The organism is Pseudomonas sp. MRSN 12121 (assembly GCF_000931465.1).
Classification (GTDB): domain Bacteria; phylum Pseudomonadota; class Gammaproteobacteria; order Pseudomonadales; family Pseudomonadaceae; genus Aquipseudomonas.
Map to the genome: position 1 here is coordinate 5,241,338 of NZ_CP010892.1, position 23,592 is coordinate 5,264,929.

Below are 23,592 nucleotides of genomic sequence, written 5' to 3' on the forward strand. Positions count from 1 at the left end.
CAAGGACGCCGGTCGCCCGCCACGTGCTTCACTGTGGCGCGTGCAGGCGCTGGCCCAACTCGTCGAACAGCGTCACTACCGCGCGCAATGCCCGGCAATCGGCCCGGGTCAGCAACCAGAGCGCGGTGTCGCAGCCCGGGAGCGGGTCGCTCAAGGGTTGCAGGCCCGCGCCGGGTTCGAGCAGGAAATCCGGCAACACCGCCACGCCCAGCCCGGCCTTCGCCAGTTCGCTGACCGCCAGCATGCTGTTGCAGCGATACCCGGGCACCACGCCCGGCAACGTCTGGCGGCGCCAGGCCACCGTGGCGTGGTCGGGGAGAAAGTCGTCCGGGGCGATCCAGGTCAGTTGCGCCAGGTCCGCCGCTGCCGCCGACCGCGCATAGGCCGGGCTGGCACAGACCCGGTAGGACACGGCGCGCAAGCGCCGGCCCACCAGATGCTCGGGTGGCCTGTCCGTCAGGCGCAAGGCCAGGTCGGCGTCGCGCCGGCTGAGGTTGGCGAAATCATTGGACGTGTTCAATTCCAGGGCCAGCGCCGGGTAACGCGGCATGAACTGCGCCAGCGCCGGCAGCAGCAGGCCTTGCAACACCGAGTCGGAACAGGTCAGGCGTACCGTGCCGCTGACCACCGCGCCCCCCTGCTCCACGCCGACCCGCGCCGCCTCCAGGGCCTGCTCGGCACGTTCGGCCTGCTCGGCCAGGGTGCGCGCCAGTCCGGTGGGCAGGTAGCCGGCGCGGCTCTTGTCGAACAGTTGCTGGCCCAGGGCGGCCTCCAGGCGCCGCACCGCCCGGAACACCGTGGACACATCCACCTTCAGCAACCCCGCCGCGCGGGCCAGGGAACCGCCGCGCACCAGGGCGAGGATCAGCGACAGGTCGGGGTAGTCGAGGCGATAGTGCACGGCTGCATTGATCACTTTGATAAACGCCAATATTGAGTGCGTGAACGCCAATCTATAGTGGCCTCCAGCAATCGACAAGCGTTGGCCGACCCGGGAGAAACCCATGCCTCATCGTGCGCCCCTGCCTACCCTGCACATCGCCCTCGTGGGTGACCACGACCCTCAAGTCACCGCGCACCGGGCCATTCCCCGGGCCCTGGAAATGGCCGCCGAGGAAACCGGCCTCAAGGTGCGCTACCACTGGCTGGCCACCGACAGCCTGGGCAGCGACGAGCCGTTGCAAGCGTTCGACGGCATCTGGTGCGTGCCCGCCAGCCCCTACCGCTCGATGGACGGCGCCTTGCGGGCGATCCGTTTTGCCCGCGAACGGCAGCGACCCTTCCTCGGCACCTGCGGCGGTTTTCAACACGCGGTGCTGGAGTACGCGCGCAACGTGCTGGGTTGGGCCGATGCCGAGCACGGCGAGACCCATCCCGAGGCCGAGCGGGCCTTGCTCACGCCGTTGACCTGCGCCCTGGTGGAAGCCACCGACAGCATTCACCTGAGTCCAGGCAGTCGCATCGCCGAAGCCTACGGCGAGCAGCAGATCTGCGAGGGTTATCGCTGTCGCTACGGAGTCAACCCGGCGTTCGCCGGGCAATTGCTCGAGCACGACCTGCGCCCCAACGGCTACGACTCGGCCGGCGACCTGCGGGCGGTGGAACTGCGCGACCATCGGTTCTTTGTCGCCACCCTGTTCCAGCCGGAACGGGCGGCGCTCAACGGCGTCGTGCCGCCCCTGGTCAGCGCCCTGCTCGCCGCCTGCCTGGAGCGGCACCCATGATCGCCGGTACGCCCGAGGCGCCCTACTACGCGGTGATCTTCAGCGCTCAACGGCGCGAACCGGACCCGGCCTACGAGCAGGCCGCCGAACGCATGGTCGAGCTGGCGCGAGAGCAGCCGGGCTTTCTCGGCATGGAGTTCGCGCGCAACGAGGACGGCTTCGGCATCACCGTGTCCTACTGGCGGGACCAGGATTCGATCCTCGCCTGGAAGCAGCACGCCGAACACCGCAGCGCCCGCGAGCGTGGCCGCAGCGACTGGTACGCGGCCTGTCACACGCGGGTGTGCAAGGTCGAGCGGGCCTATCTGTTCGAACGCTGAGCGCTGCGGCGCCCGCCCGGTTATTGCGCAACCGGCAGCAGGCTGCGCAGCGCCGAGATCTCCGGCAGGTCGGTGCGCCGCATGTAAACGCGCAAGGGTTCGCTGATGTTGATGCGGTCGTCGATGTTCTGTTCCAGCAGCAACTGGATCAGCTCGCGCTTGAGCACCATGACCTGGCCCTCGGCGCGGGCCCAGACGAATTCATGGGCGGGCGTGATGGCGTCGTCGGCGACGTCCATGCCGAAGGAATCTTCGCTGAAACGCACGATGTGCCGGCCGCTCTTGTGGTTGAACCCGACAAAGCCCTTGAGCTGGTCGGCGGCCTGGCAGATGAGTTCGGAAGTGATGCGCATGGTAAACCTCACGGAGTGTCCCGAGGGACAGGTGATCGATGGTCTACACGCCGGGCAAGAATGAAACGGCTCACGGGTTTCCCTCTGGCGGGGAAACTCCAGGACGCAAGCCTACTGCAAAGCGCCCCGCGCTGGCGTCGGAAAATTTGCCGCAGGTGCGGATTTATGTCGGTTTCGCGATAGCGCAACGGCCCTTCAGTTGTTAAAAGGTAGTCCTTTGAAAACCGCTCCCACGAAAGGACCTCGACCATGCCTGCCACCTTCACCAAAAGCGCCCTGCTGCTGAGCCTCCTGCTTGGCCTGGGCCAGGCACAGGCCGCCAGCCCCAGCCCTGCCGCACTGGCCCTCGGCCAGGGCATTCCGCACCCCGCGGTGATCGCGCACCGGGGGGCCTCGTTCGACGCCCCGGAATCCACCGCCGCGGCCTACACACTGGCCCGCGACCTGGGCGCCGACTACCTGGAGATGGACCTGCAGCGCAGCAAGGACGGCGTGCTGTTCGCCCTGCACGACAACAACCTGCAACGCACCACCGACGTCGCCAGCAAGTTTCCCGAGCGCAAGGACAGCCCGGCCAATGCCTTCACCATGGCCGAGCTGAAAAGCCTCGACGCCGGCAGCTGGTTCAACCAGGCCCACCCGGAGCGCGCCCGGCCGTCCTACGCCGGCCTGAAGATCCTGACCCTCGACGAAATCATCGACATCGCCCAGAGCAGCCCGACGCACAAGCCCGGCCTGTACATCGAGACCAAGGAACCCAAGCTGTTCCCCGGTATCGAGCGTGACCTCAAGGAAAAACTCCAGGACCGCGGCTGGCTGAGCCCGGCCGGCTCCAAGCTGGCGAAAAGCGAACTGGCAGTCGGCCAGGGCAAAGGCAAGGTGGTGTTGCAGACCTTCGACAAGAGCAGCCTGGAACTGCTGCACAAGGAAATGCCCAAAGTGCCGAAGATCCTCCTGCTGTGGGTCGGCGAAGGCGGCATGCAGCCCAAGTCCGAGGTGACCTTCGCCAACAGCGGCGAGAAGGACAAGGCCGCCTACTACGCCAAGCAGGAACCCAAGGACAAGGCCGAGTTCGAGCAGTGGGTCAGCTACGCCAAGGCCCAGGGCGCCATCGGCACCGGTCCGTCGGCGGCCTTGACCAACGGCGGCGACCAGAGCTACTCGGACCTGGTGCAACCCTGGATGAACCAGTTCACCCACGACCAGGGCCTGCTGATCCACGTGTACACCATCGACGAACCGGTGGACTTCAAGAAGGTGCTGGACGCCGGTGTCGACGGCATCTTCACCAACCGCGCCGCGGAGCTGCTCAAGTACGTCAAGCGTCCGGCCAGCGCCAGCGTGCCGCAACTGCTCGAAGCCAACGGCTACTGAGCCCGGCACCGTGCGCCCGCCCGAGTGGACAGGCCAGCTGTGGCTCGGGCGTGACTACGGGTTGATCCAGGGAGAGCTGGGTTGCACCGCGCCCCACGCCCACTACGCCCACCAACTGATCCTCGCCCCCGCCGCACCGGTCACCGTCCAGCTCGACGGCCAGCTTTGCACCGCTCGACACCTGTTCATCCCGGCCCTGCAACGCCATGCCATCCTCGAGGCGCCCGGGCCGCTGTTCACCCTCTACGCCGAACCGCTGACGATTGACGCCCAGGCCCTGCAACACAGCCTGCTGGGAGTCGAACTGACACTGCCGGCGCTGGCCGAAGCGCTGCGGCATTGCCCGCGCCGAATCGTGCAGGACCGGCGGATCGAAAAAGCCCTGGCGGCCCTCGACAGGCAACTGACCGGCAAGGTCTCGGCCAGTGCCCTGGCGGCCCATGCGCACCTGTCCCTGAGCCAGCTCGAACGGCTGTTCAGTGGTCAGCTCGGGTTGCCGGTGCGGCGCCTAGTGCTGTGGCGGCGCCTGCGCCTGGCGATGGGTCTGGTGCTGGCGGGCCAGGCCATCACCGAGGCGGCCCATGGCGCCGGCTTTGCCGATTCCGCGCACTTTTCCCGCACCCTGAAAGTCCTGTTCGGCGTCACCGCGCGCCAGGCCCTGCAACAGCTCGAACTGCGCCTGCTGGACTGATTCAACGCCGCAACGGCAAAGGCACCGGCGGCTCCTCGCGAACGGCTTGCCTGCCGAACGGCGCCAACAATTGTTTCCAGTACGCCTGCGGATAATCCGGCTGGCTGCCGATGCCCAGGTCGCCCTGACGAATCGGGTAGGCCGAGGAGTAGAACGCCGTGCCCAGCAACCCGTCCCAGACATTCAGGAACAGGCCGAAATTCACATTGCCGGCGGTGCCGTATTTCATGTGGTGAAAGCGATGCATCGGCGCCCAGGCAAACACCCAGCCCAGGGGGCCGGGGCGCATGTCGACATTGGAGTGCTGCAACAACAGCTGGATGGCGATGGCAAACGCCAACAGCTGCGCTACCGGCAACGGGATGCCCAGAAACAGCAACGGCAACAGCCCGGCACTGGCTTCCAGCAGTTGATGCAACGGGTGTTTCATCAAGCCGTTGAAGCCATACAGGCGTTGCACACTGTGATGCACCGCGTGCAGGCGCCACAGCCAGGACAGCCGGTGGCTGAAATAATGCGCCAGGGTCAGGCCACAGTCGGCGATGACAATCGCCAGCGCCAGCTGCGCCCACAGCGGCCAGGCGCGCGGCCACAGCCCCTCGAACGCCATCAGGCTCACCAGCCCCGGCAACAGCAGCAACCCCAGGGCGTTCAGGCTTTCATTGACCAACGCGTGCAACACATCGCGCAGACGATCCTGCCGCGGGCGGTTCCAGTCCACCTCATAGGGCAACCACCACTCCGCGAGAAAGGACACCCCGAGCGCCCCGGCGAACACCAGCAGCAACCCGCTCGGGGCCAGCCCCGGCGTGCCGACCAGCCACACGCCAGTGCCGATGAAGCCGGCGAAGAACGCCGGACCGTACAAGCCTTTGATCATGGATTTCATCACTGTCTCTCCTGGTTCCAGAGCACAGCTTGAAATACCCGGGGGCCAGCGCAATTGAACAAACGGCGCAACGCTGGAGGCGAATTAAGGGTGAGTTAAGTTGCGCCGGTTAACCTGGCGCCACTCAAACGAATCACCCCAAGGAAAGAAGCAATGAAAACGTTGACTGCCCTGTTCGCCGCTACCGCCCTGACCCTGACCGCCGGCCTGGCCCAGGCCGACGTGCGCCCGGACCTGATCCCGGGCCTGCTCAAGGCCGGCACCATCATGGACCTGGAAAAACTCAACCAGGCCGCGCTGGCCCAGCACCCGGGCACCAGCGCCGCCAACATCACCGACACCGAACTCGAGCAGACCGCGGCCGGCGCCTACGTCTACCAGGTGGAACTGCGCGACGCCAAGGGCGTGGAGTGGGATGTCGACCTGGACGCCAAGACCGGCAAGGTGCTGAGCAACAAGCAAGACCGGTAATCCTTACCTGCAAAAAAAAGCCGCGTGGCCGAAAGGCCACGCGGCTTTTTCATGCCTGGCGCATCAGGCACTCAAGCGTGCCGTCACCTCGTTCAACTGCCCCGACAGGCCGTGCAGGTTCTGGCTCGCGCTTTCGGTGCGCTGCACGTTATCCAGGTTGGTGCTGGCGATGCTGGTGATCTCCGTCAGGTTGCGCGAGATGTCCTCGGCCACCGAGGTCTGTTCTTCCGCCGCCGTGGCGATCTGCCGGTTCATGTCGCGGATCGCTTCCACCGCTTCGGTGATCCGCTCCAGCATGGCGCCGGCCTGGGTCACCTGCTCGACACTCTCGTCGCTGCGCGCCTGGCCGGTCTCGATCGCCTGGGCCGCGTCCAGCGCACCGGTCTGCACGGTCTGGATGATCTGGTTGATCTCGATGATCGACGCCGCAGTACGCTGCGCCAGGCTGCGCACCTCGTCGGCGACCACGGCGAAACCGCGCCCGGCCTCGCCGGCACGCGCCGCCTCGATGGCGGCGTTGAGCGCCAGCAGGTTGGTCTGCTCGGCGATCCCGCGGATCACCTCCAGCACCTTGCCGATGCGTCCGCTGTCGGCTTCCAGGCGGCGGATCACCTCGGCGGTGTTGGCGATTTCCCCGCGCATCTGCGTGATGGTGTGGATGGTGCCCTGCATCACCTGCTCGCCCTGCTGCGCCGACTGGTCGGCATCGTCGGCGGCACGCGCCGCATCCGCCGCGTGGCGCGCCACTTCCTGGGCGGTGGCGGACATCTCGTTCATCGCCGTGGCGACCTGGTCGGTACGCTCGAACTGTTCGTTGGTGCCCTGGGACATCAGCGTGGCGATGGCATTCAGCTCGCCGCTGGCGCTGTCCAGGTCGGAGGCGCTGCGTTGCAGGCGGCTGAAGGTTTCGGCGAGGAAATCGCGCAGGGTATTGGCGGCGACCGCCAGCTTGCCCAGTTCGTCCTGGCGCTCGCTGGCCACGCGCTCGGCGATCCGCCCCCGGCTGAGTTGCGCCACGTAGTCGATCAACTGGCGAATCGGTTCCACCAGGCTGCGGTTGACCAGCCACAGGCTCAGCAGGCCGATCAGCAAGCCCGACACCAGCATCACCAGCAAGCCGCCCCACACCGTGCGCTGTGCGGCGGCGCTGATGGTGTGCGACTGCGCGCTGCCCTGCTTGCGCAGCTCGCTCACCAGTTCGCTCATCTGCTCGCTGGTGGCCCGGTCCACGCCCTTGACTGCGGCATCGCCGGCAACCGGATCGGCACCGGCGGCGACAAAGGCGTCGCGGCCCTTCTGGTAGGCCGCGCCCAGTGCCCGATGCTCATCGCGCAAGCGTTCGATACGGCCCTTGAGTGTCGCCTCGATGCCGGGCTCGGCCGCCAGCTGGCCAAGAATGCCCTGCACGTCGCGCTGGCGATCCTCGAACTGCTGCCAGTATTTGTTCAACTCCGCACTCTGCTTGCCCCGCAGCAGCACGTTTTTCCACTCCTGCACCTGGACCTTGAACTGCAGGTTGGCCTCATCGATCAGTTGCGAGGTGCGCAACGGCCCCTCGATCAGGTCGCGATAACCTTGCACGCCATTGGACAGGAAATGAAAACACGCCAGCGCGATCAACAGCATCGCCAGCAGGCTGCCGCTCAATAAGGCCAGGACTTGCGCTCTCAGGGATTTTTGCAAGGACATCGAATGAAATCTCTCAACAGGGATAAGGCACGCCCGGGGCGGGCATGCGTAGCGTGCGAACATCCCTGTCAGGCGAACCGGGGCCAACCGATCGCGCCGTTGTCTTGGGCGTGATCGGCCTGGCGAAGGCTTTCTTGAGAGCCTTCGACAAACGGTTATAGCCGCGGAATATTGCACTTCGAAATGTCACAAAATCGTCATGGCGGCTTGCGATGATCCGGCTCAAGTGAACCTGTAAAACCGCCTACAGGTGCCTTCCCCCCTGCGAGCCTCCATGAATCACAGCCTCGACCACGCCCACCGCGATTCCGATCTGTTCGGCCTGCTCTACGGCTTCGCCTTCCGCCCCGGCGAGCGGGGGCGCGAGCTGGACTCGGCCAAGGCCCTGGAGGCCCTGCAACGGCCCGACGAGGGCGAGGAGTTTCTCTGGCTGCACCTGAACCTGGCGCATGCCGCCTGCGAACGCTGGATGCAGACCCACCTGCAGCTGCCGGACGAGTTCTTCGAGGCGCTGCACGAGGGCTCGCGCTCGACCCGCATCGAGCATGTCGACTCGGCCCTGCTGGCGGTGGTCAACGACGTGGTGTTCAACTTCGGCAGCATGCTGTCCTCGGACATCTCCACGCTGTGGGTCTGCGCGCGCAGCCGGCTGATCGTCAGCGCGCGCCTGCAACCGCTGCATTCGGTGGACAAGCTGCGCTCCTCGGTCAAGGCCGGCGAACGCTTCCGTTCGCCCCTGGAACTGCTGGTACACCTGCTGCGCGACCAGGGCGAGGTGCTGACCCAGATCGTGCGCAAGACCAGCCTCAACGTCGACCAGATCGAAGACCAGCTGCTGGCTGCGCGGATTTCCACCAACCGCGCCGAACTGGGGGCCATGCGCCGGGTGCTGGTGCGCCTGCAACGCCTGCTGGCGCTGGAGCCGGGCTCGCTGCTGCGGCTGCTCAACCGGCCGCCGCAATGGTTGCAGAAGGACGACGTCAAGGAGCTGCGCAAGTCCACCGAGGAGTTCGCACTGATCATCAACGACCTCACCGCCCTCGGCGAGCGGATCAAGCTGTTGCAGGAAGAAATCGCCGCCAATATCAACGAACAGACCAACCGCACCCTGTTCACCCTGACCGTGGTCACGGTGCTGGCGCTGCCGATCAACATCATCGCCGGCTTCTTCGGCATGAACGTCGGCGGCATTCCCTTCTCCGGCGACCCGGAAGGCTTCTGGATCCTCGTCGCCCTGGTCGCCACCTTCACCGTCATCGCCGGGCGCTGGGCCTTCCGCAAGCGCCAGGACCTGTAGGGCAGCGCTTGGCGTAGGAGCGAGGCTTGCCCGCGAAGGCGTCGGCGCTGGCACCCGACAGGACAAAGTCCGAACCGGGACGGCCCTATCGCGGGCAAGTCGGATCGCCGCCCGCTCGCTCCTACAGTCAATGGCGCTGATTCTTGACCAATGGTTAGAGGATTCACCCAAACCATGACCTGAGGCAGTCTCTCTGTAATATTTGGCAACGATCATGGGCGGCACTCCTCCCTGCCACAGGATTGTCCGGCCATGGCCACCCCTTCCCTGAGCGCTTCCGGCACAGCTTCGACCGCCGCCCAAGCCCGACCGCAACTGGATAAGAAACCCAGCCCCTTCACCCTGGTCACCTTCTTCGCGGTGCTCGCCATGGGCCTGCTGTTCACCGCCTACAGCCTGATGCACGACATGCACGAACTGGGCACCAGCGTCACCACCTGGACCCCGTTCCTGCTGCTCGGCGTAGCACTGCTGATCGCCCTGGGCTTCGAGTTCGTCAACGGTTTCCACGACACCGCCAACGCGGTGGCCACAGTGATCTACACCCATTCGCTGCCGCCGCACTTCGCGGTGGTCTGGTCGGGCCTGTTCAACTTCCTCGGCGTGCTGCTGTCCAGCGGCGCCGTGGCCTTCGGCATCATCGCCCTGCTGCCGGTGGAACTGATCCTGCAGGTCGGCTCCTCGGCCGGTTTCGCGATGATCTTCGCCCTGCTGATCGCCGCCATCCTGTGGAACCTCGGCACCTGGTGGCTGGGCCTGCCGGCCTCGTCGTCGCATACCCTGATCGGCTCGATCATCGGCGTCGGCGTGGCCAACGCGCTGATGCACGGGCGCGACGGCACCAGCGGCGTGGACTGGAGCCAGGCCACCAAGGTCGGCTACGCCCTGCTGTTCTCGCCGCTGATCGGTTTCGCCTGCGCGGCGCTGCTGCTCCTGGCCCTGCGCCTGTTCGTGAAGAACCGCGCGCTGTACAAGGCGCCCAAGGGCAACACGCCGCCGCCCTGGTGGATTCGCGGCATGCTGATCGCCACCTGCACCGGTGTGTCCTTCGCCCACGGCTCCAACGACGGCCAGAAAGGCATGGGCCTGATCATGCTGATCCTGGTCGGCACCCTGCCCATGGCCTACGCGCTGAACCGCACCATGCCGGCCGACCAGGCCCTGCAATTCGCCGCGGTGGCCGAGGTGACCCAGCAAGCCCTGGTGAAAAGCGCCCCGCAACCGGCCCCCGCCGACCCGCGCGCAGTGCTGTCCGACTACGTGCGCAGCAAGGAAGCCACGCCGCAACTGGTCCCGGCCCTGGCCGCCCTGGCCGGCCATATCGGTGACGAAGTGAAAGGCTACGGCTCGCTGGCCAAGGTACCGGCCGAGGCCATGGGCAACGTGCGCAACGACATGTACCTGAGCAGCGAAACCATCCGCCTGATGGACAAGCACCAGGTCGGCCACTTCGACGCCGACACCCAGGGCAAGCTGCAGCTGTTCAAGCAGCAGATCGACAACGCCACGCGCTTCATTCCGCTGTGGGTGAAGATCGCCGTGGCCATCGCCCTCGGCCTGGGCACCATGGTCGGCTGGAAGCGCATCGTGGTCACCGTCGGCGAGAAGATCGGCAAGACCCACCTGACCTACGCCCAGGGCGCCTCGGCGGAAACCGTGGCGATGCTGACCATCGGCGCCGCGGACCTGTTCGGCCTGCCGGTGTCCACCACCCACGTGCTGTCCTCGGGCGTGGCCGGGACCATGGTCGCCAACGGCGGTGGCTTGCAGATGCAGACCATCCGCAACCTGCTGATGGCCTGGGTACTGACCCTGCCGGCAGCGATCCTGCTGTCCGGCAGCCTCTATTGGCTGTTCACCCAGCTGTTCTGAGCCCCCCATGTAGGAGCGAAGCTTGCTCGCGATGGCGTCGGTGATCACACAACCGTGCTCAGGAACCTGGCCCGGTGGCGTTTGTCACGGCCCTATCGCGGGCAAGTCGGATCGCCGCCCGCTCGCTCCTACAAGGGATAGGTGTCAGGGGCAGCGGGTCGCGGGGTTTTGCACCCAGCGCTTGGCGGTGCCGGCGATGCGCTTGGCCAACTCGTCGATGGCCCGCTGATGGGCCTGGACCAGGCTCGACAGTTCGACGCTGGCCGGCTGGCTGATGCGGCTGCTGCAGGTCAGGCTGCGCCGGTCGACGCCGTCGCCGCGCAGGCGCAGGTTCCACACCACGTCGATCAGCGCATGGCGGCCCGGCACCGACTCGAAGCGCCGCACGTCGGTCTGCAGCGACAGGATCGGCTGCCCCGCCGCCTTGGGCAGGCCTTCGAGGTTGCGCGTGCCCAGTTGCTGTTCCATCTGGCTGGCCAGAGCGTCGTGGAACTCATCCACCAGCGGGGCGCTCCAGCGCGCGGTTTCCAGAATCGCCAGGGTGCCGCCGTCCTGGCGCACGACCAACTGCGGCTGGTCGACCTGCATCGGAATGCGTACCGCGGCCATCTCGAATTGCAGGCCCGACCCCGCGACAGCAGCCGATGCCGGCTCGGGCGCCGGCGCCATCAGCGTGTAGTAATGGGTCGGCGCCGAGCTGCAGGCCGCCAGGCCCAGGGATGCGATCAACAACACAAGCGTTTTTTTCATGGCTGGGTTTCCGGTTCGGGCTCACGCGAAGACGAGGTCGAGGATTTGTAGGCGTCCGGCTGGTTGTCCTTGAGCCGCCCACGGATCAGCGCCTCCGGATGCCGGCTGAGGAAGTCGGTGAGCACCCGCACCGAACGCGCGGTGCGCTGCACTTCGTCCATCGCCTGGCCCAGTTGCAGGCGTTGCGGCGAGTCCTCGGCGAAGCTGTCGTTGGCCGTGGCCAGGGTCTTCTTGGTCTGCTCCAGGGTGTCGCGTATTTCGGGCAGCACCTTGCCGTTGACGTTCTGCAAGGTCTTCTGCATCTCGCTCAGGCTGCCGTTGAGGTTGTTGGCGATGGCATCGATCGGCAGCTTGCTGATCTTCTCCACCACTCGCTGCAACTGTTCCTGCAGCTTGTCCAGGCCGCCCGGCACGGTAGGAATTTCCAGCGGCCGGATGGTCGGGTCGAAAGCCACCGGCTTGGCGTTGGGGATGAAATCCATGGAGATGTACAGCTGGCCGGTCAGCAGGTTGCCGCTGCGCGCCTGGGCGCGCAGGCCATGCTGGACGAAAGCGCCGATCAGGTAGCCCGCGCGGCTTTCATCGGCACCGCTGATTTTCTCCAGCTGCTGATGGACCTTGCCCAGCCGCGCCGGGTAGATCACCACGCCGACCACGGTGGAGAAGGTCTTTTTCTGCTCGTCGTAATCCAGGTCCATCGACACCACCCGGCCGAAGTTCACCCCGAGGAACTCCACCGGGGCATTGAGCGCCAGCCCGCGCAAGGTCTGGTCGAACCGCATGCGCATGTAGTACGGGTCGCCATCGGGCGGCGCCAGCGCGGTGTCCTGGTCGGCGAACAGCTGGTAGCTGGCGTTCTCGTCGGCCGGCTTGGCGTTGGGGCTGTATTTGGGTTCAACGAAGGCGACGCCGCCGGCGAGGATCGTCGACATGGACTCGGTGTTGACCTTCAGGCCGTTGGCGCCCAGGGTCACGTCCACGCCGCTGGCGTTCCAGAAGCGCGAGTCAGTGGTGACGAACTGGTCGTTGGGGGCGTTGACGAAGATCCGCACATCCACGCCCTTGCCGTTTTCCGAGAGCTTGTAGGAAATCACCTGGCCCACTTCGATGCGTCGGTAATAGACCGGCGAGCCGACGTCCAGCGAACCCAGGTCGTCGGTGTGCAGGGTGAAGCGCTTGCCCTTCTGGCCGTAGGTCACCGCGGGCGGCGTCTCCAGGCCGACGAAGCTCTTCTTGCGTTTCTCGTCCTGGCCGGCGTCGGCGCCGATGAAGGCCCCCGACAACAGGGTATCGACCCCGGACACGCCCCCGGCGCCGATGCGCGGACGCACCACCCAGAACGCCGAGTCGGCGGCGGTGAAGGACTCCGCGGACTGGTCCAGCTCGACCTTGGCGATCACCTTGCTGCGGTTCTTGCTCAGGGCGATGGAAGTGACCTTGCCGATCACCACGTTCTTGTATTTGACCTGGGTCTTGTTGGCTTCCAGGCCCTCGGCGGTCTGGAAGCTGATGGAGATTTCCGGACCGGCCGACAGCGACTTGTGCACCAGCATCGACAGGCCGACCAGGGCCGCGACTATGGGCACGATCCACACCAGCGAAACGTTGAACCGCCGCGTCCTGACCGCGGGGGTGCCCGGCGTCGCTGGCGCGCTTGAAGCGTTGGAACCTGGATGATCAGACATCTTCAACCTCTACATCCCAGATAAGCCGGGGATCGAAACTCATGGCCGCGAACATCGTCAGGACCACGACCAAACCAAAGAACAGAATGCCCATGCGCGGCTCGATCGAGCTCAGGGCGTGAAATTGCACCAGCGCCGCCACCAGGGCGACCACCAGCACGTCGAGCATCGACCAGTAGCCGATCACCTCGATGAAGCGGTACAGCTTGGCGCGCTCGCGCATCGCCCAATGACTGCGGCGCTGGCAGGTGACCAGCAGCATCGCCAGGACGAAGAACTTGATGCAGGGCACCACCACGCTGGCGACGAAGATCAGCAGCGCGATGTCCCAGGAACCGTGATGCCAGAACTCCAGCACCCCGCTCAGAATAGTATTCTCGCTGCCGCTGCCGAAGACCTGGGTGTACATCACCGGCAGCACATTGGCCGGAATGTAGAAAATCAGGCTGGCCAGCAGGAAGGCCCAGGTACGGCTCAGGCTGTTGGGCTTGCGCGCATGCACCGTGGCTTCGCAACGCGGGCAGACGTGGACGTCTTGCGGGCAGCTCTGGCCGCAGGTGTGGCACAGCATCAGGCCCAGGTCGCGGGCATAGGGGGGCTGGCTCATCAGTAGCGGCCCTCCAGGTCGTCCCAGAGGCGCCGGATGCCCTTGCCGGAAATCAGGATGATCAGCACCGTCAGCATCGACAGCGACCACAGCCCCAGGCCCGGATGCACATCGAGCATGCCCGCCAGCTTGACGATGGCCACCAGGATGCCCAGCAGGCACACCTCGAGCATGCTCCAGGGCCGCAGATGCTCCAGGGCCCGCATGCAGGCCTTGAAACCCGGCGCCGCGTGCCCGGCGCAGGCGAAGCCCAGCACCCAGCACAGCAAGGCGATCTGCAGGCCGGGAGCCAGGATGATCGCCAGGCCGGTGACCGCGGCGATCACGCTGATACGGCCCTGGGCCAGGGCCTCGACCGACTGCCACAGGGTCGCTTCGTTGCTCAGGCCTTCGAGGCTGATGCCGATCACCGGGAAAGCGTTGGCGAACACGAACAGCAGCGCCGCGGTGATCGACAGCGCGAACAACTGTTGCACGTTCAAATGCCGGGCCCGTTCCAGCACGGCGCCGCAACGCGAGCATTGGGCCGTCTGGCCTTTTGCAAGCGGCACGGGCTGGTACAGCGAGTCGCAATGCTCGCAGATGATCCAGTTGGGAGAGAGAGTCATGGTCTTCGAGATTCAGGTTGGACAGCGGAGGGCGCTGGTCCGCGGCGCGTATTCTCTGCAAAAGTAGAGAATGGTGTCTAGTTTTTCATCGGTACTGTAAATGTTCCGGTGCGCCATAATGTATGCCCCTTGCCGCTTGTCAGACCATGAACGATTCAAAAATGCTCCCGGCCAAACCCTCGCGCTCGCCCAAACAAACCCGTGGCCATGATCGGGTCACGGCGATTCTCGACGCCTGCGCGCACCTGCTGGTCAGCCAGGGCGTGGCCAGCCTGACCATGCATGGCCTGGCGCGCGAAGCCGGCACCTCCATTGGCTCGCTATACCACTTCTTCAGCGACAAGCAGAGCGTGTTCGACGCCCTGGGCCAGCGCCACATCGACGCTTTCGAACAGATCACCGCCAACCTCCTGGCCATCGACCCGGCCACCTGGGTCGAGTCGAGCAGCCAGGAGGTGATCGAGCGAATGAGCATGCCGATCATGGAATACCTGGAAGCCCATCCCGACCTGCTGCTGATGATCAGCCCCACGTTCACCCCCGGCCAGCTCCAGGCCCCGACCATCCAGGCGCGGATCGAGGAGACCTACCACCGTATGCTCGCCCTGCGCCTGCCTGCCGCCAGTGCCGCGCAACTCAACGCCTACGTGGCGGCCATGCGCGGATTGCCCATCGGCCTGTTCCAGGTTGCTCTGGAGAATAGCCAGCTCAAGAGCATTCTGCTGTTGCAGGAAGTGCCCCGCGCGTTGACGGCCTACCTGGAGGCCATCGAGCGCCACCACGCCGCTCCCTGAGCGCGCGGTTTCAGCTGGCGCGATCGAGCGCCCGCCCCGCTACCAGGCGCTCGCGCACCAGGTCGTAGACCCAGTGGTAGACGTAGGTGTACGGCAGGAAGAACAGCAGCACGCCCAGGTCCAGGATCAATGCCTGCAGCAGGCTGACGTGCAGCCACCAGGCGATCAGCGGCACGCTTGCCGCCACCAGGCCGCCCTCGAACAGCAGCGCGTGGGCGACCCGGGTCCAGCCGTTGGGCACCAGGGCCAGGCGCTTGAGCAGGCGATCGAACAAGGCGTTGAAGACCACGTTCCAGGCCAGGGCGACCAGGCCGATGAACAGCGTCACCAGGCCCATGTCGACCAGGGGCCTGTCCATGATCCAGGCCAGCAGCGGCGTACACAGCGCCAATGCGAGCAGTTCGAAGCCTACGGCCTGGCAAACGCGTTCGGTCAAGGATTTGGGGGCGCTCATGAGCGGGCTCCTGCAAGTGGGTGTGGTTGCGATCATCCCGTCCCTTACCGATACTTCATAATCAGTAACCATCGATCAAGGCGATAGTTCATGGCCTCACACGAAGTACTACTGGCCTTTGTCCAGGCGGCGACCCAAGGCTCGTTTTCCGCGGCCGCGCGCAAGCTCGGCAAGAGCCAGTCGACCATCAGCGCGGCGGTGGCCAGCCTGGAAATCGACCTCGACCTGACGCTGTTCGACCGCAGCAGCCGCAAGCCCGCCCTCACCGCACAAGGGCGCGTCATGCTGCAACGGGCCGAAGAGATCCTGGCCGCCACCAGCCGCCTGGAAATGGCGGCCAGCCAATTGTCCCGAGGGGTGGAAGCCAGGCTCACGGTGGCCTTGTCCGATACCTATCAGTCGGACCGGTTCGAAACCTCGCTCAGTGCCTTCGAGCAACGCTACCCGGACCTGAAACTGGAATGCCTGATCGCCGAATGCGACGACCTGGTGGAGCTGGTGCAACGCGGGCGGGCGCAGATCGCCTTCGCCGAAATGCAGCCCGACTACCCGGCGGACCTGGACCACGCGACAGTGGACGAGCGCACCGAAATCGCCCTGTTCGTGTCCCGCGGCCATCCCCTGGCGGCGCTGGAACGGGTCGATCAGGCGCAGTTGCAACAGCACCGCGAACTGCGCCTGGCGACCATCGTCAATCCCTACGACAGTCGGCCCCGGGGCCGGGTGTGGTCGGCGCCGAGCTACCTGATGCTGTTGGAAATGGCCCAGGGCGGCTTTGGCTGGGCGCCCTTGCCGCGCTGGCTGGTGGAGCGCTTCGGCGGCGACAGCCTGGTGCAACTCGATGCCCGCGGCTGGCCGCGGGAAGTCTCGGTCGATGCCCTGTGGTCGCGCCTGCACCCGCCCGGCCCGGCGGGCAGCTGGTTATTGGGGCAGATGCTGGAATAGCGGCCACGCGCGAGGCTCAACGCCCTTGCAGGGCTTGCAGCCGCTTCTCGATAAAGCGCCGCTCCGGCGCTTGCCGGGTCAGCTCCAGGGCACGCCGATACGCCTCTCGCGCTTGATCGACCCGCCCCAGTTGCCGGCAGAATTCGGCCCGTGCCGAATGGGCCAGGTGGTAATCCTGCAACTCGCCCCGGGCCAGGATCGCCTCGACCCGCTCCAGCCCGGCCAGGGGCCCGTCCCGCTGGGCGATGGCGGCCGCGCGGTTGAGTTCGATCACCGGCGAAGGCGTGACGCGCAGCAGCACGTCGTACAGGCCGACGATCTGCTGCCAGTCGGTGGCCCCGGCCGTGGCCGCCTCGGCGTGCACCGCGGCGATCGCCGCTTGCAGGCAATAAGGACCGAAACGCCGGGTGCCCAGGGCGTGCTCCACCAGGGCGCAGCCTTCGGCGATCAGCCCGGCGTCCCATAACGAACGGTCCTGCTCGTCCAGCAGCACCAGCTCGCCGGTCGCCGAGGTCCGCGCCGGGCGCCGCGACTCATGCAGCAGCATCAGGGCCAGCAAGCCCATCACCTCCGGCTCCGGCAGCAGTTCCAGCAACAGCCGCCCGAGACGGATCGCCTCGCGGGTCAGGTCCTCGCGGATCAGCTCGGCGCCCATCGACGCCGAGTAGCCCTCGTTGAACACCAGGTAAATCACCCGCAACACGCTGTCCAGGCGCTCGGGCAACTCGCCCAGGGACGGCACCTGGTAAGGGATTTTCGCGTCGCGGATCTTGGCCTTGGCGCGCACGATGCGCTGGGCGATGGTGGCCGGCGCCGCGAGAAAGGCCCGGGCGATTTCCTCGGTGCTCAGGTCGCAGATCTCGCGCAGGGTCAACGGCACCTGGGCATCCGCCGCGAGCGCCGGGTGGCAGCAGGTGAAGATCAGGCGCAAGCGGTCGTCTTCCACGTCTTCCTCGCTCCAGTCGGCCTGCTCCAGTGCGTCGAGCTGGCTGACCAGCGCCGCCTGCGACGCCGCGAAACGCGCCCGGCGGCGCAGACCGTCGATGGCCTTGAAACGCCCCGCCGACACCAGCCAGGCCCGGGGATTGTCCGGCACGCCATCGCGCTGCCAGCGTTCCACGGCGATAAAGAACGCCTCGTGCAGGGCTTCTTCGGCCAGGTCGAAATCCCCCAGCAGGCGGATCAGGGTCGCCAGGATCCGCCGCGACTGAGTGCGATAGACCGACTCCACCAGCGCCTTGACGCTGTCTTGCCCCGCCGCCGGCATCAGTCCGGCATGCCCCGGGTCACCAGCGCTTCCAGGCGATCCAGGCTCTGCCCCCAGCCCTCGTGGAACCCCATGGCCTCATGGGCCTGGCGATCCTCTTCGCTCCAATGCATGGCGCGCGCGGTGTAGAGGGTCTTGCCGGCTACATCCTCGAAGGTCACCTCGGCGCTCATGAACGCCTTGCCCGAAGGCACCCAGCCCGGCAGGAAGGCATCGGTGAACACCAGGCGCCGAGGCGCGACGATCTCCAGGAACACCCCCATGGTCGGGTATTCGTTGCCGTCCGGGGCGCGCATCAGGGTGCGGAACTGGCCGCCGACCCACAGATCCATTTCACATTCCGGGGTGGTCATGCCGTGCGGGCCCCACCATTGCACCAGCAGCGCCGGTTCGGTCCAGGCGCGGAACAGCCTGGCGGGCGGCGCGTCGATCAGGCGGCTGATGGACAACTCATGCTGGGCCGGCGCGCGGCCCGGGGTGTGATCGGTCATCGGGAAACTCCTGCTTATGATTATTTTCAGGATGGGGTTCGGGTAATGAGCCAGGTGCCACTCAGGGGTTCAGCTGACGCACCGGGCGCACCTCGACGCTGCCGACCCGGGCCGCCGGGATGTTGCCGGCGACCTGGATGGCCTCGTTGAGGTCCCTGGCCTCGATCAGGTAGAACCCGGCCAGTTGCTCCTTGGTTTCGGCGAACGGGCCGTCGGTGATCGACAGCCGGCCGCCGCGCATGCGCACCGTGGTGGCGGTCTGCACCGACTCCAGGGCCTCGGCGGCGAGCATCCGCCCGCTGCCCTGCACCGACTCGGCGTATGCCATGCATTCGGCATCCTTGGGGCTCTCCGGCAGGCTGTGCAGCAACTGCTCGTCGCTATACACCAGGCAAAGGTATTTCATGGGGCTCTCCTTTATCGAGCTGATCAACTATGGCCGCAGTTTCAGGCCTTGGCGAAAAAGCCGACGATCAGGGTTGCAGGTCGAACAGCGCGGTGCCGCTCTGCATATCGAACGGCGCCGACCAGTGTTCGTGAACCACTTTCCACTGTCCGCCAAGGCGCTGGTAGCCGGCGGTCACACGCATCCAGCAGGCCTTGGTCTCGCCCTTGTCGTCGGTGCCGCCGCAGTGGGCCAGCCAGTGGGCGAAGGCGCTGTCGCCGCTCCCGACGACCTGCAACTGCTCGAAATCGAAGATGCCCGGGCCGGGGCAGAATTCCATGCAGGTTTTCCAGTGGGCGCGGTAGGCTTCCTTGCCCTTGAATTGCAACGCGGCCACGGCATCGAACGCGGTGATGTCGTCGGCGTAGTAACTGACGATGCGCTCGAGGTCCTTGGCCACCACGGCCTGGCGCCAGGCGTCGATCAGGTGGCGGATTTCGCTGTCGGTGGTTGGGCTGTTGCTGTTCATGGCGGTTCTCCTTGCGGTTGAGTGACACAGGCCCAGGGCGATAACGGGCGGCGCTCTGAGTCCTGAAGACACCCTTAGTCGTCTGGCCGCCGGGCAAATCGACAGGGCCCGGAAAAAAAACCGGGACCCGGGGCAAAATCGCTAGAATCGCCCCTCAACCTGAATGCTTGGACAGGGACAGCCCAGTGACCACCCGACTCATCCCCTACGAACAGCTCGACGCGAAACAGCGACAACAGCTCGACGCGCTCGAGGTGCACCCGCAGCAAAAGAGTTATTCCGGCGATATCTACACCGCGCTGCACACCCTGCTCAAGGCACCGGAACCCGGCATCAAGGGCTTCGCCCTGCTGGCCGACGAGGCACCGGTGGCCTTCCTGCTGCTCAAGCGCCCGCCGTTCCTGCCCCACTGGGCCGATCCCGACACCGCCACCCTGCACGCCTTGCAGGTCGACCACCGGGTCCAGGGCATGGGCTACGGCCGGGCCTGCCTGCAAGCCCTGCCCGCCGCGGCGCGCCAGGCATGGCCAGAAATCAAGGGGTTGATGCTGTCGGTGGACGCGGACAACCAGGCGGCCTTCAACCTCTACCTGAAACAGGGCTGGGTCGACAGCGGCGAAGCCTACCGCGGCCGCATCGGCTACGAACGCCGCCTGGCCCTGATGTTCTGACCTTACGGAGAAGCCTGATGCTGACCACCCTGGAACAGCTGGAAGCGATCTACGGCCTGCCCCTGGAACGTGCCGTACGCAAAGAGATTCCCTTCCTCAATGCGGATTACCAGGCCATGGTGCGTGCCTCGCCGCTGGTGATCCTGAGCACCGTCGGCCCCGACGGCATGGACGGTTCGCCCCGTGGCGACAGCCCGGGTTTCGTGCGGATCGTCGACGAGCGCACCCTGGCCCTGCCCGACCGGCCGGGCAACAACCGCATCGACAGCCTGCGCAATATCATCCAGGACCCACGGGTAGCGCTGCTGTTCATCATCCCCGGCATCGGCGAGACCCTGCGGGTCAACGGCCGGGCATGCATCTCGGCGGAGCCTGAGTTGCTGGAGAGTTTCGCGGTGCAGGGCAAGCCGGCGCGCACGGTGATCCTGGTGGACATCGAGGCGGCCTATTTCCACTGCTCCAAGGCCATCGTGCGCTCCGACCTGTGGAACCCCGAGCGCTTCCTCGAACGCTCCGCCCTGCCCTCGGCCGGCACTATTCTCAAGCGCCTCAACGGCGAACAGTTCGACGCCGACCGCTACGACCGGGAAATGCCGGAACGGCTGCGCAACAGCCTGTACTGAGCAATTCTGTAGGAGCGCAGCTTGCGCGCGATGAATGCTGGTGCGGGGCATCGACCAGACCGCGGCGTCTTTATCGCGGGCAAGCCTCGCTCCTACGAGGGGACATGGCGCGTAAGGCTTGCATATCGATGGCCGGCGACGCCGTAAAACCTGCGTAGCGTCGCTGTCTTTCGCACGCCGGCCGGGCTATTTATCAGGGCCCCATCCTGGTCGAGTACGGAAATCACCATGAGCAATGTGCAGATCGGTTTGCTGGTGCTACTGGGCATCAGCATGTTCGGCTTCGTCAGCCTGTCCATCGACCTGTGGCGCGCGCGCCGGCCGGGCAAAGGCAAGTGACCTGCGCCGGGCCCGGCCTTTTGCCTGCGGTGCGGATCACTGTTCCTTGAGCGGCAGCCAGATTTCCAGCACGCCGCGGCCGGTGTCGGGGTTGAAGTCGGCGCTGTAGCGCTCGAACTCCGGCGCCTCGGCGGCTTCGCGCCCGGACTGTGGCAGCCAGGTTTTCCAGATGTACTGGAAAGTCTGCGGCAGGCCGGCAAGCGACCCTTTGTGCTCGAACACCGCATAGTGCTGCGGCGGCATCTCGACCCAGCGGTACAGCTCGGGCAAGTCGTCGAGCCTGCTGATCTCGACCCCGGCGATATACTCGAAACCGCCCTGCCCGTCGGGGTTGCAGCAGACGCCGTAGGTGATCTCCCCCACCTGGTCGGGAATCTTGCCCAGGTGCGCCACGAAGCGCTTCCAGAGCTCGGGAATGCGCTGCGTGGTCTCGGGGGTGAAACGTTCGCCCAGACCGGCAATCAGCAGGAAACGCCCCTTTTCGAAGCGCGGCGCCAGCCCTGCGCCAGTGTTGTGCTCATCCATGGTGCAACTCCGCAAAAAGGTGGATTCGGCAGGGAGTATAGAGCCAAATCCGCCTCCCCTCTCAGAGCCCGGGCAGCTCGCCGGCCGCGCTGCCCACGATGAACTCCTGGTAACCGGAAAGGATCACGTAGCCCGCGAAATAGCAGAAGATCGCCGCCGATGCCAGGTAGGAATAGCGCAGCAGCTTGTCACCCAGCAGCTTGCCGCCCTGGGTTGCGGCCAGGCACAGGCCCACCACCCAGGCCAGCCCGGCGCAGAAGAAACCGCCGAGGAACAGGCCGGCGCTGAGCAGGTCGCCACCGCCGGAACGGGCGATCAGGCTACCGCCCACCGCGGCGAACCAGAGGATCGCGCTGGGAGACGACATGGCCAGGAAAATGCCGCGGAAGAACTCCTTGCGCGGCGAACCGTTGTCCACCTCCCCGGCCTCGGCCAGCACGGCGCTGTGATAGATCGCCGAGTGGATCATCTTCGCCGCGAAGTACACCAGCAGCAGCGAGCCGCCGATCCACAGCACCCAGCGCACCGCCGTGTACTGCAGCAGTACGGTCATCCCGGCCAGCGCCAGGACGGCGTAGATCAGGTCGCCGACGCAGGTCCCCAGACCCAGGCAGAAGCCCTGGAAATAGCCGCGCTGCATGGCCAGGGTAATCATCGCGATATTGGCCACGCCGATGTCCAGGCACAGCGAAAGGCTCAGCAGAAAGCCGCTGGTAAACTCCATCATTCATCCTGTTCGATACGGTGGTTCGAGTGCGGGGTATTTAACGCGGGCGAGCCCGTCCAGCACAATGCGCGGCTCGCCAATCCCCGGCCGGGGATGCAAATCGCTGTCCAGGCCAGCGCCGCACCGGGCGGAAAATAATTGCCGTGCCCCTCTGGACAGCCTCGCGCCGCTGCCCTTATCGTCTGCCCCCAGGCCACCGCAGTGGCCGACGTCGCTCGGACGGTTCCGGGCGCTCACGTACTCCGAGGCAACAATGGCCAAACAAGGTTCGCCGCGCCGCTTTGCGCGCATCGATCGACTCCCCCCCTACGTTTTCAATATCACTGCCGAGCTGAAGATGGCTGCGCGTCGGCGCGGCGAAGACATCATCGACTTGAGCATGGGCAACCCCGACGGCGCGACTCCGCCGCACATCGTCGAGAAACTGGTCACCGTCGCCCAGCGCGAAGACACCCACGGCTACTCCACCTCCAAGGGCATCCCGCGCCTGCGCCGGGCCATCTCGCACTGGTACAAGGATCGCTACGAGGTCGATATCGATCCGGAAAGCGAAGCCATCGTCACCATCGGTTCCAAGGAAGGCCTGGCGCACCTGATGCTCGCCACCCTGGACCAGGGCGACACGGTGCTGGTGCCCAACCCCAGCTACCCGATCCATATCTACGGCGCGGTGATCGCCGGCGCCCAGGTGCGTTCGGTGCCGCTGGTGCCCGGCGTGGACTTCTTCGACGAACTGGAACGGGCCATCCGTGGCTCGATCCCGAAACCGAAGATGATGATCCTCGGCTTCCCGTCCAACCCCACCGCGCAGTGCGTGGAGCTGGATTTCTTCGAACGGGTGATCGCCCTGGCCAAGCAGTACGACGTGCTGGTGATCCACGACCTGGCCTACGCCGACATTGTCTACGACGGCTGGAAAGCCCCGTCGATCATGCAGGTGCCGGGCGCCAAGGACATCGCGGTGGAGTTCTTCACCCTGTCCAAGAGCTACAACATGGCCGGCTGGCGCATCGGTTTCATGGTCGGCAACCCCGAGCTGGTCAGCGCCCTGGCGCGGATCAAGAGCTACCACGACTACGGCACCTTCACCCCGCTGCAAGTCGCGGCCATCGCCGCGCTGGAAGGCGACCAGCAGTGCGTGAAGGACATCGCCGAGCAGTACCGCCAGCGCCGCAACGTGCTGGTCAAGGGCCTGCACGAGCTGGGCTGGATGGTCGAGAACCCCAAGGCGTCGATGTACGTCTGGGCGAAGATTCCCGAGGCCTACGCGCACCTGGGTTCGCTGGAGTTTTCCAAGAAGCTGCTGGCCGAGGCCAAGGTCTGCGTCTCGCCGGGAGTGGGCTTCGGCGAGTACGGCGACGACCATGTGCGCTTCGCCCTGATCGAAAACCAGGACCGCATCCGCCAGGCCGTGCGCGGCATCCGCGGCATGTTCCGCGCCGATGGCCTGGTACAGAAAGGCGCCTGATCCCACAGCGAGGCTTGCGTAGGAGCGAAGCTTGCTCGCGATGA

At 65.9% G+C, this 23,592-nt stretch carries 27 protein-coding genes; 12 read left to right on the top strand and 15 right to left on the bottom strand.

The annotated features are described in order from the left end of the window. Window positions 1–28 precede the first annotated feature (28 nt). The gene (locus TO66_RS23715) at window positions 29–979 is read right to left on the bottom strand and encodes a LysR family transcriptional regulator (RefSeq protein ID WP_177330445.1); all 951 of its coding nucleotides are present in this window, start codon (window positions 977–979) and stop codon (window positions 29–31) included. 25 nt (window positions 980–1,004) lie between these two features. On the opposite strand from TO66_RS23715, the gene TO66_RS23720 reads away from it, so the two are divergent. Together TO66_RS23720 and TO66_RS23725 are read left to right on the top strand one after the other, a co-directional pair. Then, window positions 1,005–1,724 (top strand): CTP synthase, encoded by a 720-nt coding sequence (locus TO66_RS23720; RefSeq protein WP_044464554.1) that lies wholly within the window; start codon window positions 1,005–1,007, stop codon window positions 1,722–1,724. Continuing rightward, on the top strand, window positions 1,721–2,044 hold the full coding sequence (locus TO66_RS23725) for an antibiotic biosynthesis monooxygenase (RefSeq protein WP_044464555.1): 324 nt from the start codon (window positions 1,721–1,723) through the stop codon (window positions 2,042–2,044). Before TO66_RS23720 ends, TO66_RS23725 begins: the two co-directional genes overlap by 4 nt. Window positions 2,045–2,064: 20 nt before the next feature. Here the strand turns inward: TO66_RS23725 and TO66_RS23730 are convergent, their stop codons facing one another. Then, complete coding sequence (locus TO66_RS23730) at window positions 2,065–2,397, bottom strand: DUF2025 family protein (RefSeq protein WP_044464556.1); 333 nt, start codon at window positions 2,395–2,397, stop codon at window positions 2,065–2,067. 249 nt (window positions 2,398–2,646) lie between these two features. Here TO66_RS23730 and TO66_RS23735 point away from each other — a divergent pair, with 249 nt between their 5' ends. Next, window positions 2,647–3,771 carry a glycerophosphodiester phosphodiesterase gene (locus TO66_RS23735; protein WP_044464557.1) on the top strand — a complete coding sequence of 375 codons (1,125 nt, stop codon included), beginning with the start codon at window positions 2,647–2,649 and terminating at the stop codon, window positions 3,769–3,771. Window positions 3,772–3,781: 10 nt separating this feature from the next. Beyond that, window positions 3,782–4,462, top strand: coding sequence for a helix-turn-helix domain-containing protein (locus tag TO66_RS23740; RefSeq protein ID WP_044464558.1), 681 nt, complete (start codon window positions 3,782–3,784; stop codon window positions 4,460–4,462). Window position 4,463: 1 nt separating this feature from the next. Here the strand turns inward: TO66_RS23740 and TO66_RS23745 are convergent, their stop codons facing one another. Further along, window positions 4,464–5,351, bottom strand: a complete 888-nt coding sequence (locus TO66_RS23745) for a sterol desaturase family protein (protein WP_044464559.1) — start codon at window positions 5,349–5,351, stop codon at window positions 4,464–4,466. A gap of 153 nt (window positions 5,352–5,504) precedes the next feature. Between TO66_RS23745 and TO66_RS23750 the strand changes: the two genes are divergently transcribed. Continuing rightward, the gene (locus TO66_RS23750; RefSeq protein WP_044464560.1) at window positions 5,505–5,822 is read left to right on the top strand and encodes a PepSY domain-containing protein; all 318 of its coding nucleotides are present in this window, start codon (window positions 5,505–5,507) and stop codon (window positions 5,820–5,822) included. A gap of 63 nt (window positions 5,823–5,885) precedes the next feature. Here the strand turns inward: TO66_RS23750 and TO66_RS23755 are convergent, their stop codons facing one another. Next, window positions 5,886–7,511 (bottom strand): methyl-accepting chemotaxis protein, encoded by a 1,626-nt coding sequence (locus TO66_RS23755; RefSeq protein WP_044464561.1) that lies wholly within the window; start codon window positions 7,509–7,511, stop codon window positions 5,886–5,888. A gap of 274 nt (window positions 7,512–7,785) precedes the next feature. Between TO66_RS23755 and TO66_RS23760 the strand changes: the two genes are divergently transcribed. Then, complete coding sequence (locus TO66_RS23760; protein ID WP_044464562.1) at window positions 7,786–8,808, top strand: transporter; 1,023 nt, start codon at window positions 7,786–7,788, stop codon at window positions 8,806–8,808. 252 nt (window positions 8,809–9,060) lie between these two features. After that, window positions 9,061–10,680, top strand: coding sequence for an inorganic phosphate transporter (locus TO66_RS23765; RefSeq protein ID WP_044464563.1), 1,620 nt, complete (start codon window positions 9,061–9,063; stop codon window positions 10,678–10,680). A gap of 144 nt (window positions 10,681–10,824) precedes the next feature. Here the strand turns inward: TO66_RS23765 and TO66_RS23770 are convergent, their stop codons facing one another. Genes TO66_RS23770 through TO66_RS23785 form a run of 4 tightly spaced genes read right to left on the bottom strand, consistent with a single transcriptional unit; the run spans window position 10,825 to window position 14,330 of the window. Then, the gene (locus TO66_RS23770; protein ID WP_044464564.1) at window positions 10,825–11,430 is read right to left on the bottom strand and encodes a membrane integrity-associated transporter subunit PqiC; all 606 of its coding nucleotides are present in this window, start codon (window positions 11,428–11,430) and stop codon (window positions 10,825–10,827) included. After that, a complete protein-coding gene (locus TO66_RS23775) occupies window positions 11,427–13,115 on the bottom strand; it encodes an intermembrane transport protein PqiB (RefSeq protein ID WP_044464565.1) in 1,689 nt (562 codons plus the stop codon). The genes TO66_RS23770 and TO66_RS23775 overlap by 4 nt, the downstream gene beginning before the upstream one ends. Further along, the gene (locus TO66_RS23780) at window positions 13,108–13,722 is read right to left on the bottom strand and encodes a paraquat-inducible protein A (protein WP_044464566.1); all 615 of its coding nucleotides are present in this window, start codon (window positions 13,720–13,722) and stop codon (window positions 13,108–13,110) included. Before TO66_RS23780 ends, TO66_RS23775 begins: the two co-directional genes overlap by 8 nt. Continuing rightward, window positions 13,722–14,330 (bottom strand): paraquat-inducible protein A, encoded by a 609-nt coding sequence (locus TO66_RS23785; protein ID WP_044464567.1) that lies wholly within the window; start codon window positions 14,328–14,330, stop codon window positions 13,722–13,724. Before TO66_RS23785 ends, TO66_RS23780 begins: the two co-directional genes overlap by 1 nt. Before the next feature lie 146 nt (window positions 14,331–14,476). Between TO66_RS23785 and TO66_RS23790 the strand changes: the two genes are divergently transcribed. Next, window positions 14,477–15,124 (top strand): TetR/AcrR family transcriptional regulator, encoded by a 648-nt coding sequence (locus TO66_RS23790; RefSeq protein ID WP_044464568.1) that lies wholly within the window; start codon window positions 14,477–14,479, stop codon window positions 15,122–15,124. 10 nt (window positions 15,125–15,134) lie between these two features. Here the strand turns inward: TO66_RS23790 and TO66_RS23795 are convergent, their stop codons facing one another. Continuing rightward, the gene (locus tag TO66_RS23795) at window positions 15,135–15,578 is read right to left on the bottom strand and encodes a multidrug/biocide efflux PACE transporter (RefSeq protein WP_044464569.1); all 444 of its coding nucleotides are present in this window, start codon (window positions 15,576–15,578) and stop codon (window positions 15,135–15,137) included. Window positions 15,579–15,668: 90 nt separating this feature from the next. Here TO66_RS23795 and TO66_RS23800 point away from each other — a divergent pair, with 90 nt between their 5' ends. Then, window positions 15,669–16,523, top strand: a complete 855-nt coding sequence (locus TO66_RS23800; protein ID WP_044464570.1) for a LysR family transcriptional regulator — start codon at window positions 15,669–15,671, stop codon at window positions 16,521–16,523. 16 nt (window positions 16,524–16,539) lie between these two features. Here TO66_RS23800 and TO66_RS23805 read toward each other — a convergent pair whose 3' ends face one another. The 4 genes from TO66_RS23805 to TO66_RS23820 all read right to left on the bottom strand — a co-directional run bounded on the left by TO66_RS23805 (window position 16,540) and on the right by TO66_RS23820 (window position 19,195). Continuing rightward, window positions 16,540–17,790 (bottom strand): RNA polymerase sigma factor, encoded by a 1,251-nt coding sequence (locus TO66_RS23805; RefSeq protein ID WP_044464571.1) that lies wholly within the window; start codon window positions 17,788–17,790, stop codon window positions 16,540–16,542. Continuing rightward, complete coding sequence (locus TO66_RS23810; RefSeq protein WP_044464572.1) at window positions 17,790–18,281, bottom strand: SRPBCC family protein; 492 nt, start codon at window positions 18,279–18,281, stop codon at window positions 17,790–17,792. The genes TO66_RS23805 and TO66_RS23810 overlap by 1 nt, the downstream gene beginning before the upstream one ends. Window positions 18,282–18,342: 61 nt before the next feature. Beyond that, a complete protein-coding gene (locus TO66_RS23815; RefSeq protein ID WP_044464573.1) occupies window positions 18,343–18,687 on the bottom strand; it encodes a YciI family protein in 345 nt (114 codons plus the stop codon). Between the two features lie 67 nt (window positions 18,688–18,754). Next, window positions 18,755–19,195, bottom strand: coding sequence for an SgcJ/EcaC family oxidoreductase (locus tag TO66_RS23820; RefSeq protein ID WP_044464574.1), 441 nt, complete (start codon window positions 19,193–19,195; stop codon window positions 18,755–18,757). 185 nt (window positions 19,196–19,380) lie between these two features. Here TO66_RS23820 and TO66_RS23825 point away from each other — a divergent pair, with 185 nt between their 5' ends. Next, on the top strand, window positions 19,381–19,866 hold the full coding sequence (locus TO66_RS23825) for an N-acetyltransferase (RefSeq protein ID WP_044464575.1): 486 nt from the start codon (window positions 19,381–19,383) through the stop codon (window positions 19,864–19,866). Between the two features lie 17 nt (window positions 19,867–19,883). Further along, a complete protein-coding gene (locus TO66_RS23830) occupies window positions 19,884–20,489 on the top strand; it encodes a pyridoxamine 5'-phosphate oxidase family protein (protein WP_044464576.1) in 606 nt (201 codons plus the stop codon). Between the two features lie 375 nt (window positions 20,490–20,864). On the opposite strand, the gene TO66_RS23835 is transcribed toward TO66_RS23830, so the two are convergent. Beyond that, window positions 20,865–21,353, bottom strand: coding sequence for a GyrI-like domain-containing protein (locus TO66_RS23835; protein WP_044464577.1), 489 nt, complete (start codon window positions 21,351–21,353; stop codon window positions 20,865–20,867). A gap of 61 nt (window positions 21,354–21,414) precedes the next feature. Beyond that, window positions 21,415–22,077 carry a LysE family translocator gene (locus tag TO66_RS23840; RefSeq protein ID WP_044464578.1) on the bottom strand — a complete coding sequence of 221 codons (663 nt, stop codon included), beginning with the start codon at window positions 22,075–22,077 and terminating at the stop codon, window positions 21,415–21,417. Window positions 22,078–22,333: 256 nt separating this feature from the next. Here TO66_RS23840 and alaC point away from each other — a divergent pair, with 256 nt between their 5' ends. Continuing rightward, window positions 22,334–23,548: an alanine transaminase gene (gene alaC, locus TO66_RS23845; RefSeq protein ID WP_044464579.1), complete on the top strand. Its 1,215-nt coding sequence runs from the start codon at window positions 22,334–22,336 to the stop codon at window positions 23,546–23,548. Window positions 23,549–23,592 lie beyond the last annotated feature (44 nt).

Excerpts from the sequence above, each read along its gene's own strand:
- TO66_RS23720 (WP_044464554.1), top strand. The coding sequence starts at position 1,005 with ATGCCTCATCGTGCGCCCCTGCCTACCCTGCACATCGCCCTCGTGGGT.
- TO66_RS23725 (WP_044464555.1), top strand. The coding sequence starts at position 1,721 with ATGATCGCCGGTACGCCCGAGGCGCCCTACTACGCGGTGATCTTCAGC.
- TO66_RS23730 (WP_044464556.1), bottom strand. The coding sequence starts at position 2,397 with ATGCGCATCACTTCCGAACTCATCTGCCAGGCCGCCGACCAGCTCAAG.
- TO66_RS23735 (WP_044464557.1), top strand. The coding sequence starts at position 2,647 with ATGCCTGCCACCTTCACCAAAAGCGCCCTGCTGCTGAGCCTCCTGCTT.
- TO66_RS23745 (WP_044464559.1), bottom strand. The coding sequence starts at position 5,351 with ATGAAATCCATGATCAAAGGCTTGTACGGTCCGGCGTTCTTCGCCGGC.
- TO66_RS23750 (WP_044464560.1), top strand. The coding sequence starts at position 5,505 with ATGAAAACGTTGACTGCCCTGTTCGCCGCTACCGCCCTGACCCTGACC.
- TO66_RS23755 (WP_044464561.1), bottom strand. The coding sequence starts at position 7,511 with ATGTCCTTGCAAAAATCCCTGAGAGCGCAAGTCCTGGCCTTATTGAGC.
- TO66_RS23760 (WP_044464562.1), top strand. The coding sequence starts at position 7,786 with ATGAATCACAGCCTCGACCACGCCCACCGCGATTCCGATCTGTTCGGC.
- TO66_RS23765 (WP_044464563.1), top strand. The coding sequence starts at position 9,061 with ATGGCCACCCCTTCCCTGAGCGCTTCCGGCACAGCTTCGACCGCCGCC.
- TO66_RS23770 (WP_044464564.1), bottom strand. The coding sequence starts at position 11,430 with ATGAAAAAAACGCTTGTGTTGTTGATCGCATCCCTGGGCCTGGCGGCC.
- TO66_RS23775 (WP_044464565.1), bottom strand. The coding sequence starts at position 13,115 with ATGTCTGATCATCCAGGTTCCAACGCTTCAAGCGCGCCAGCGACGCCG.
- TO66_RS23780 (WP_044464566.1), bottom strand. The coding sequence starts at position 13,722 with ATGAGCCAGCCCCCCTATGCCCGCGACCTGGGCCTGATGCTGTGCCAC.
- TO66_RS23785 (WP_044464567.1), bottom strand. The coding sequence starts at position 14,330 with ATGACTCTCTCTCCCAACTGGATCATCTGCGAGCATTGCGACTCGCTG.
- TO66_RS23790 (WP_044464568.1), top strand. The coding sequence starts at position 14,477 with ATGAACGATTCAAAAATGCTCCCGGCCAAACCCTCGCGCTCGCCCAAA.
- TO66_RS23795 (WP_044464569.1), bottom strand. The coding sequence starts at position 15,578 with ATGAGCGCCCCCAAATCCTTGACCGAACGCGTTTGCCAGGCCGTAGGC.
- TO66_RS23800 (WP_044464570.1), top strand. The coding sequence starts at position 15,669 with ATGGCCTCACACGAAGTACTACTGGCCTTTGTCCAGGCGGCGACCCAA.
- TO66_RS23805 (WP_044464571.1), bottom strand. The coding sequence starts at position 17,790 with ATGCCGGCGGCGGGGCAAGACAGCGTCAAGGCGCTGGTGGAGTCGGTC.
- TO66_RS23810 (WP_044464572.1), bottom strand. The coding sequence starts at position 18,281 with ATGACCGATCACACCCCGGGCCGCGCGCCGGCCCAGCATGAGTTGTCC.
- TO66_RS23815 (WP_044464573.1), bottom strand. The coding sequence starts at position 18,687 with ATGAAATACCTTTGCCTGGTGTATAGCGACGAGCAGTTGCTGCACAGC.
- TO66_RS23820 (WP_044464574.1), bottom strand. The coding sequence starts at position 19,195 with ATGAACAGCAACAGCCCAACCACCGACAGCGAAATCCGCCACCTGATC.
- TO66_RS23830 (WP_044464576.1), top strand. The coding sequence starts at position 19,884 with ATGCTGACCACCCTGGAACAGCTGGAAGCGATCTACGGCCTGCCCCTG.
- TO66_RS23835 (WP_044464577.1), bottom strand. The coding sequence starts at position 21,353 with ATGGATGAGCACAACACTGGCGCAGGGCTGGCGCCGCGCTTCGAAAAG.
- TO66_RS23840 (WP_044464578.1), bottom strand. The coding sequence starts at position 22,077 with ATGGAGTTTACCAGCGGCTTTCTGCTGAGCCTTTCGCTGTGCCTGGAC.
- alaC (WP_044464579.1), top strand. The coding sequence starts at position 22,334 with ATGGCCAAACAAGGTTCGCCGCGCCGCTTTGCGCGCATCGATCGACTC.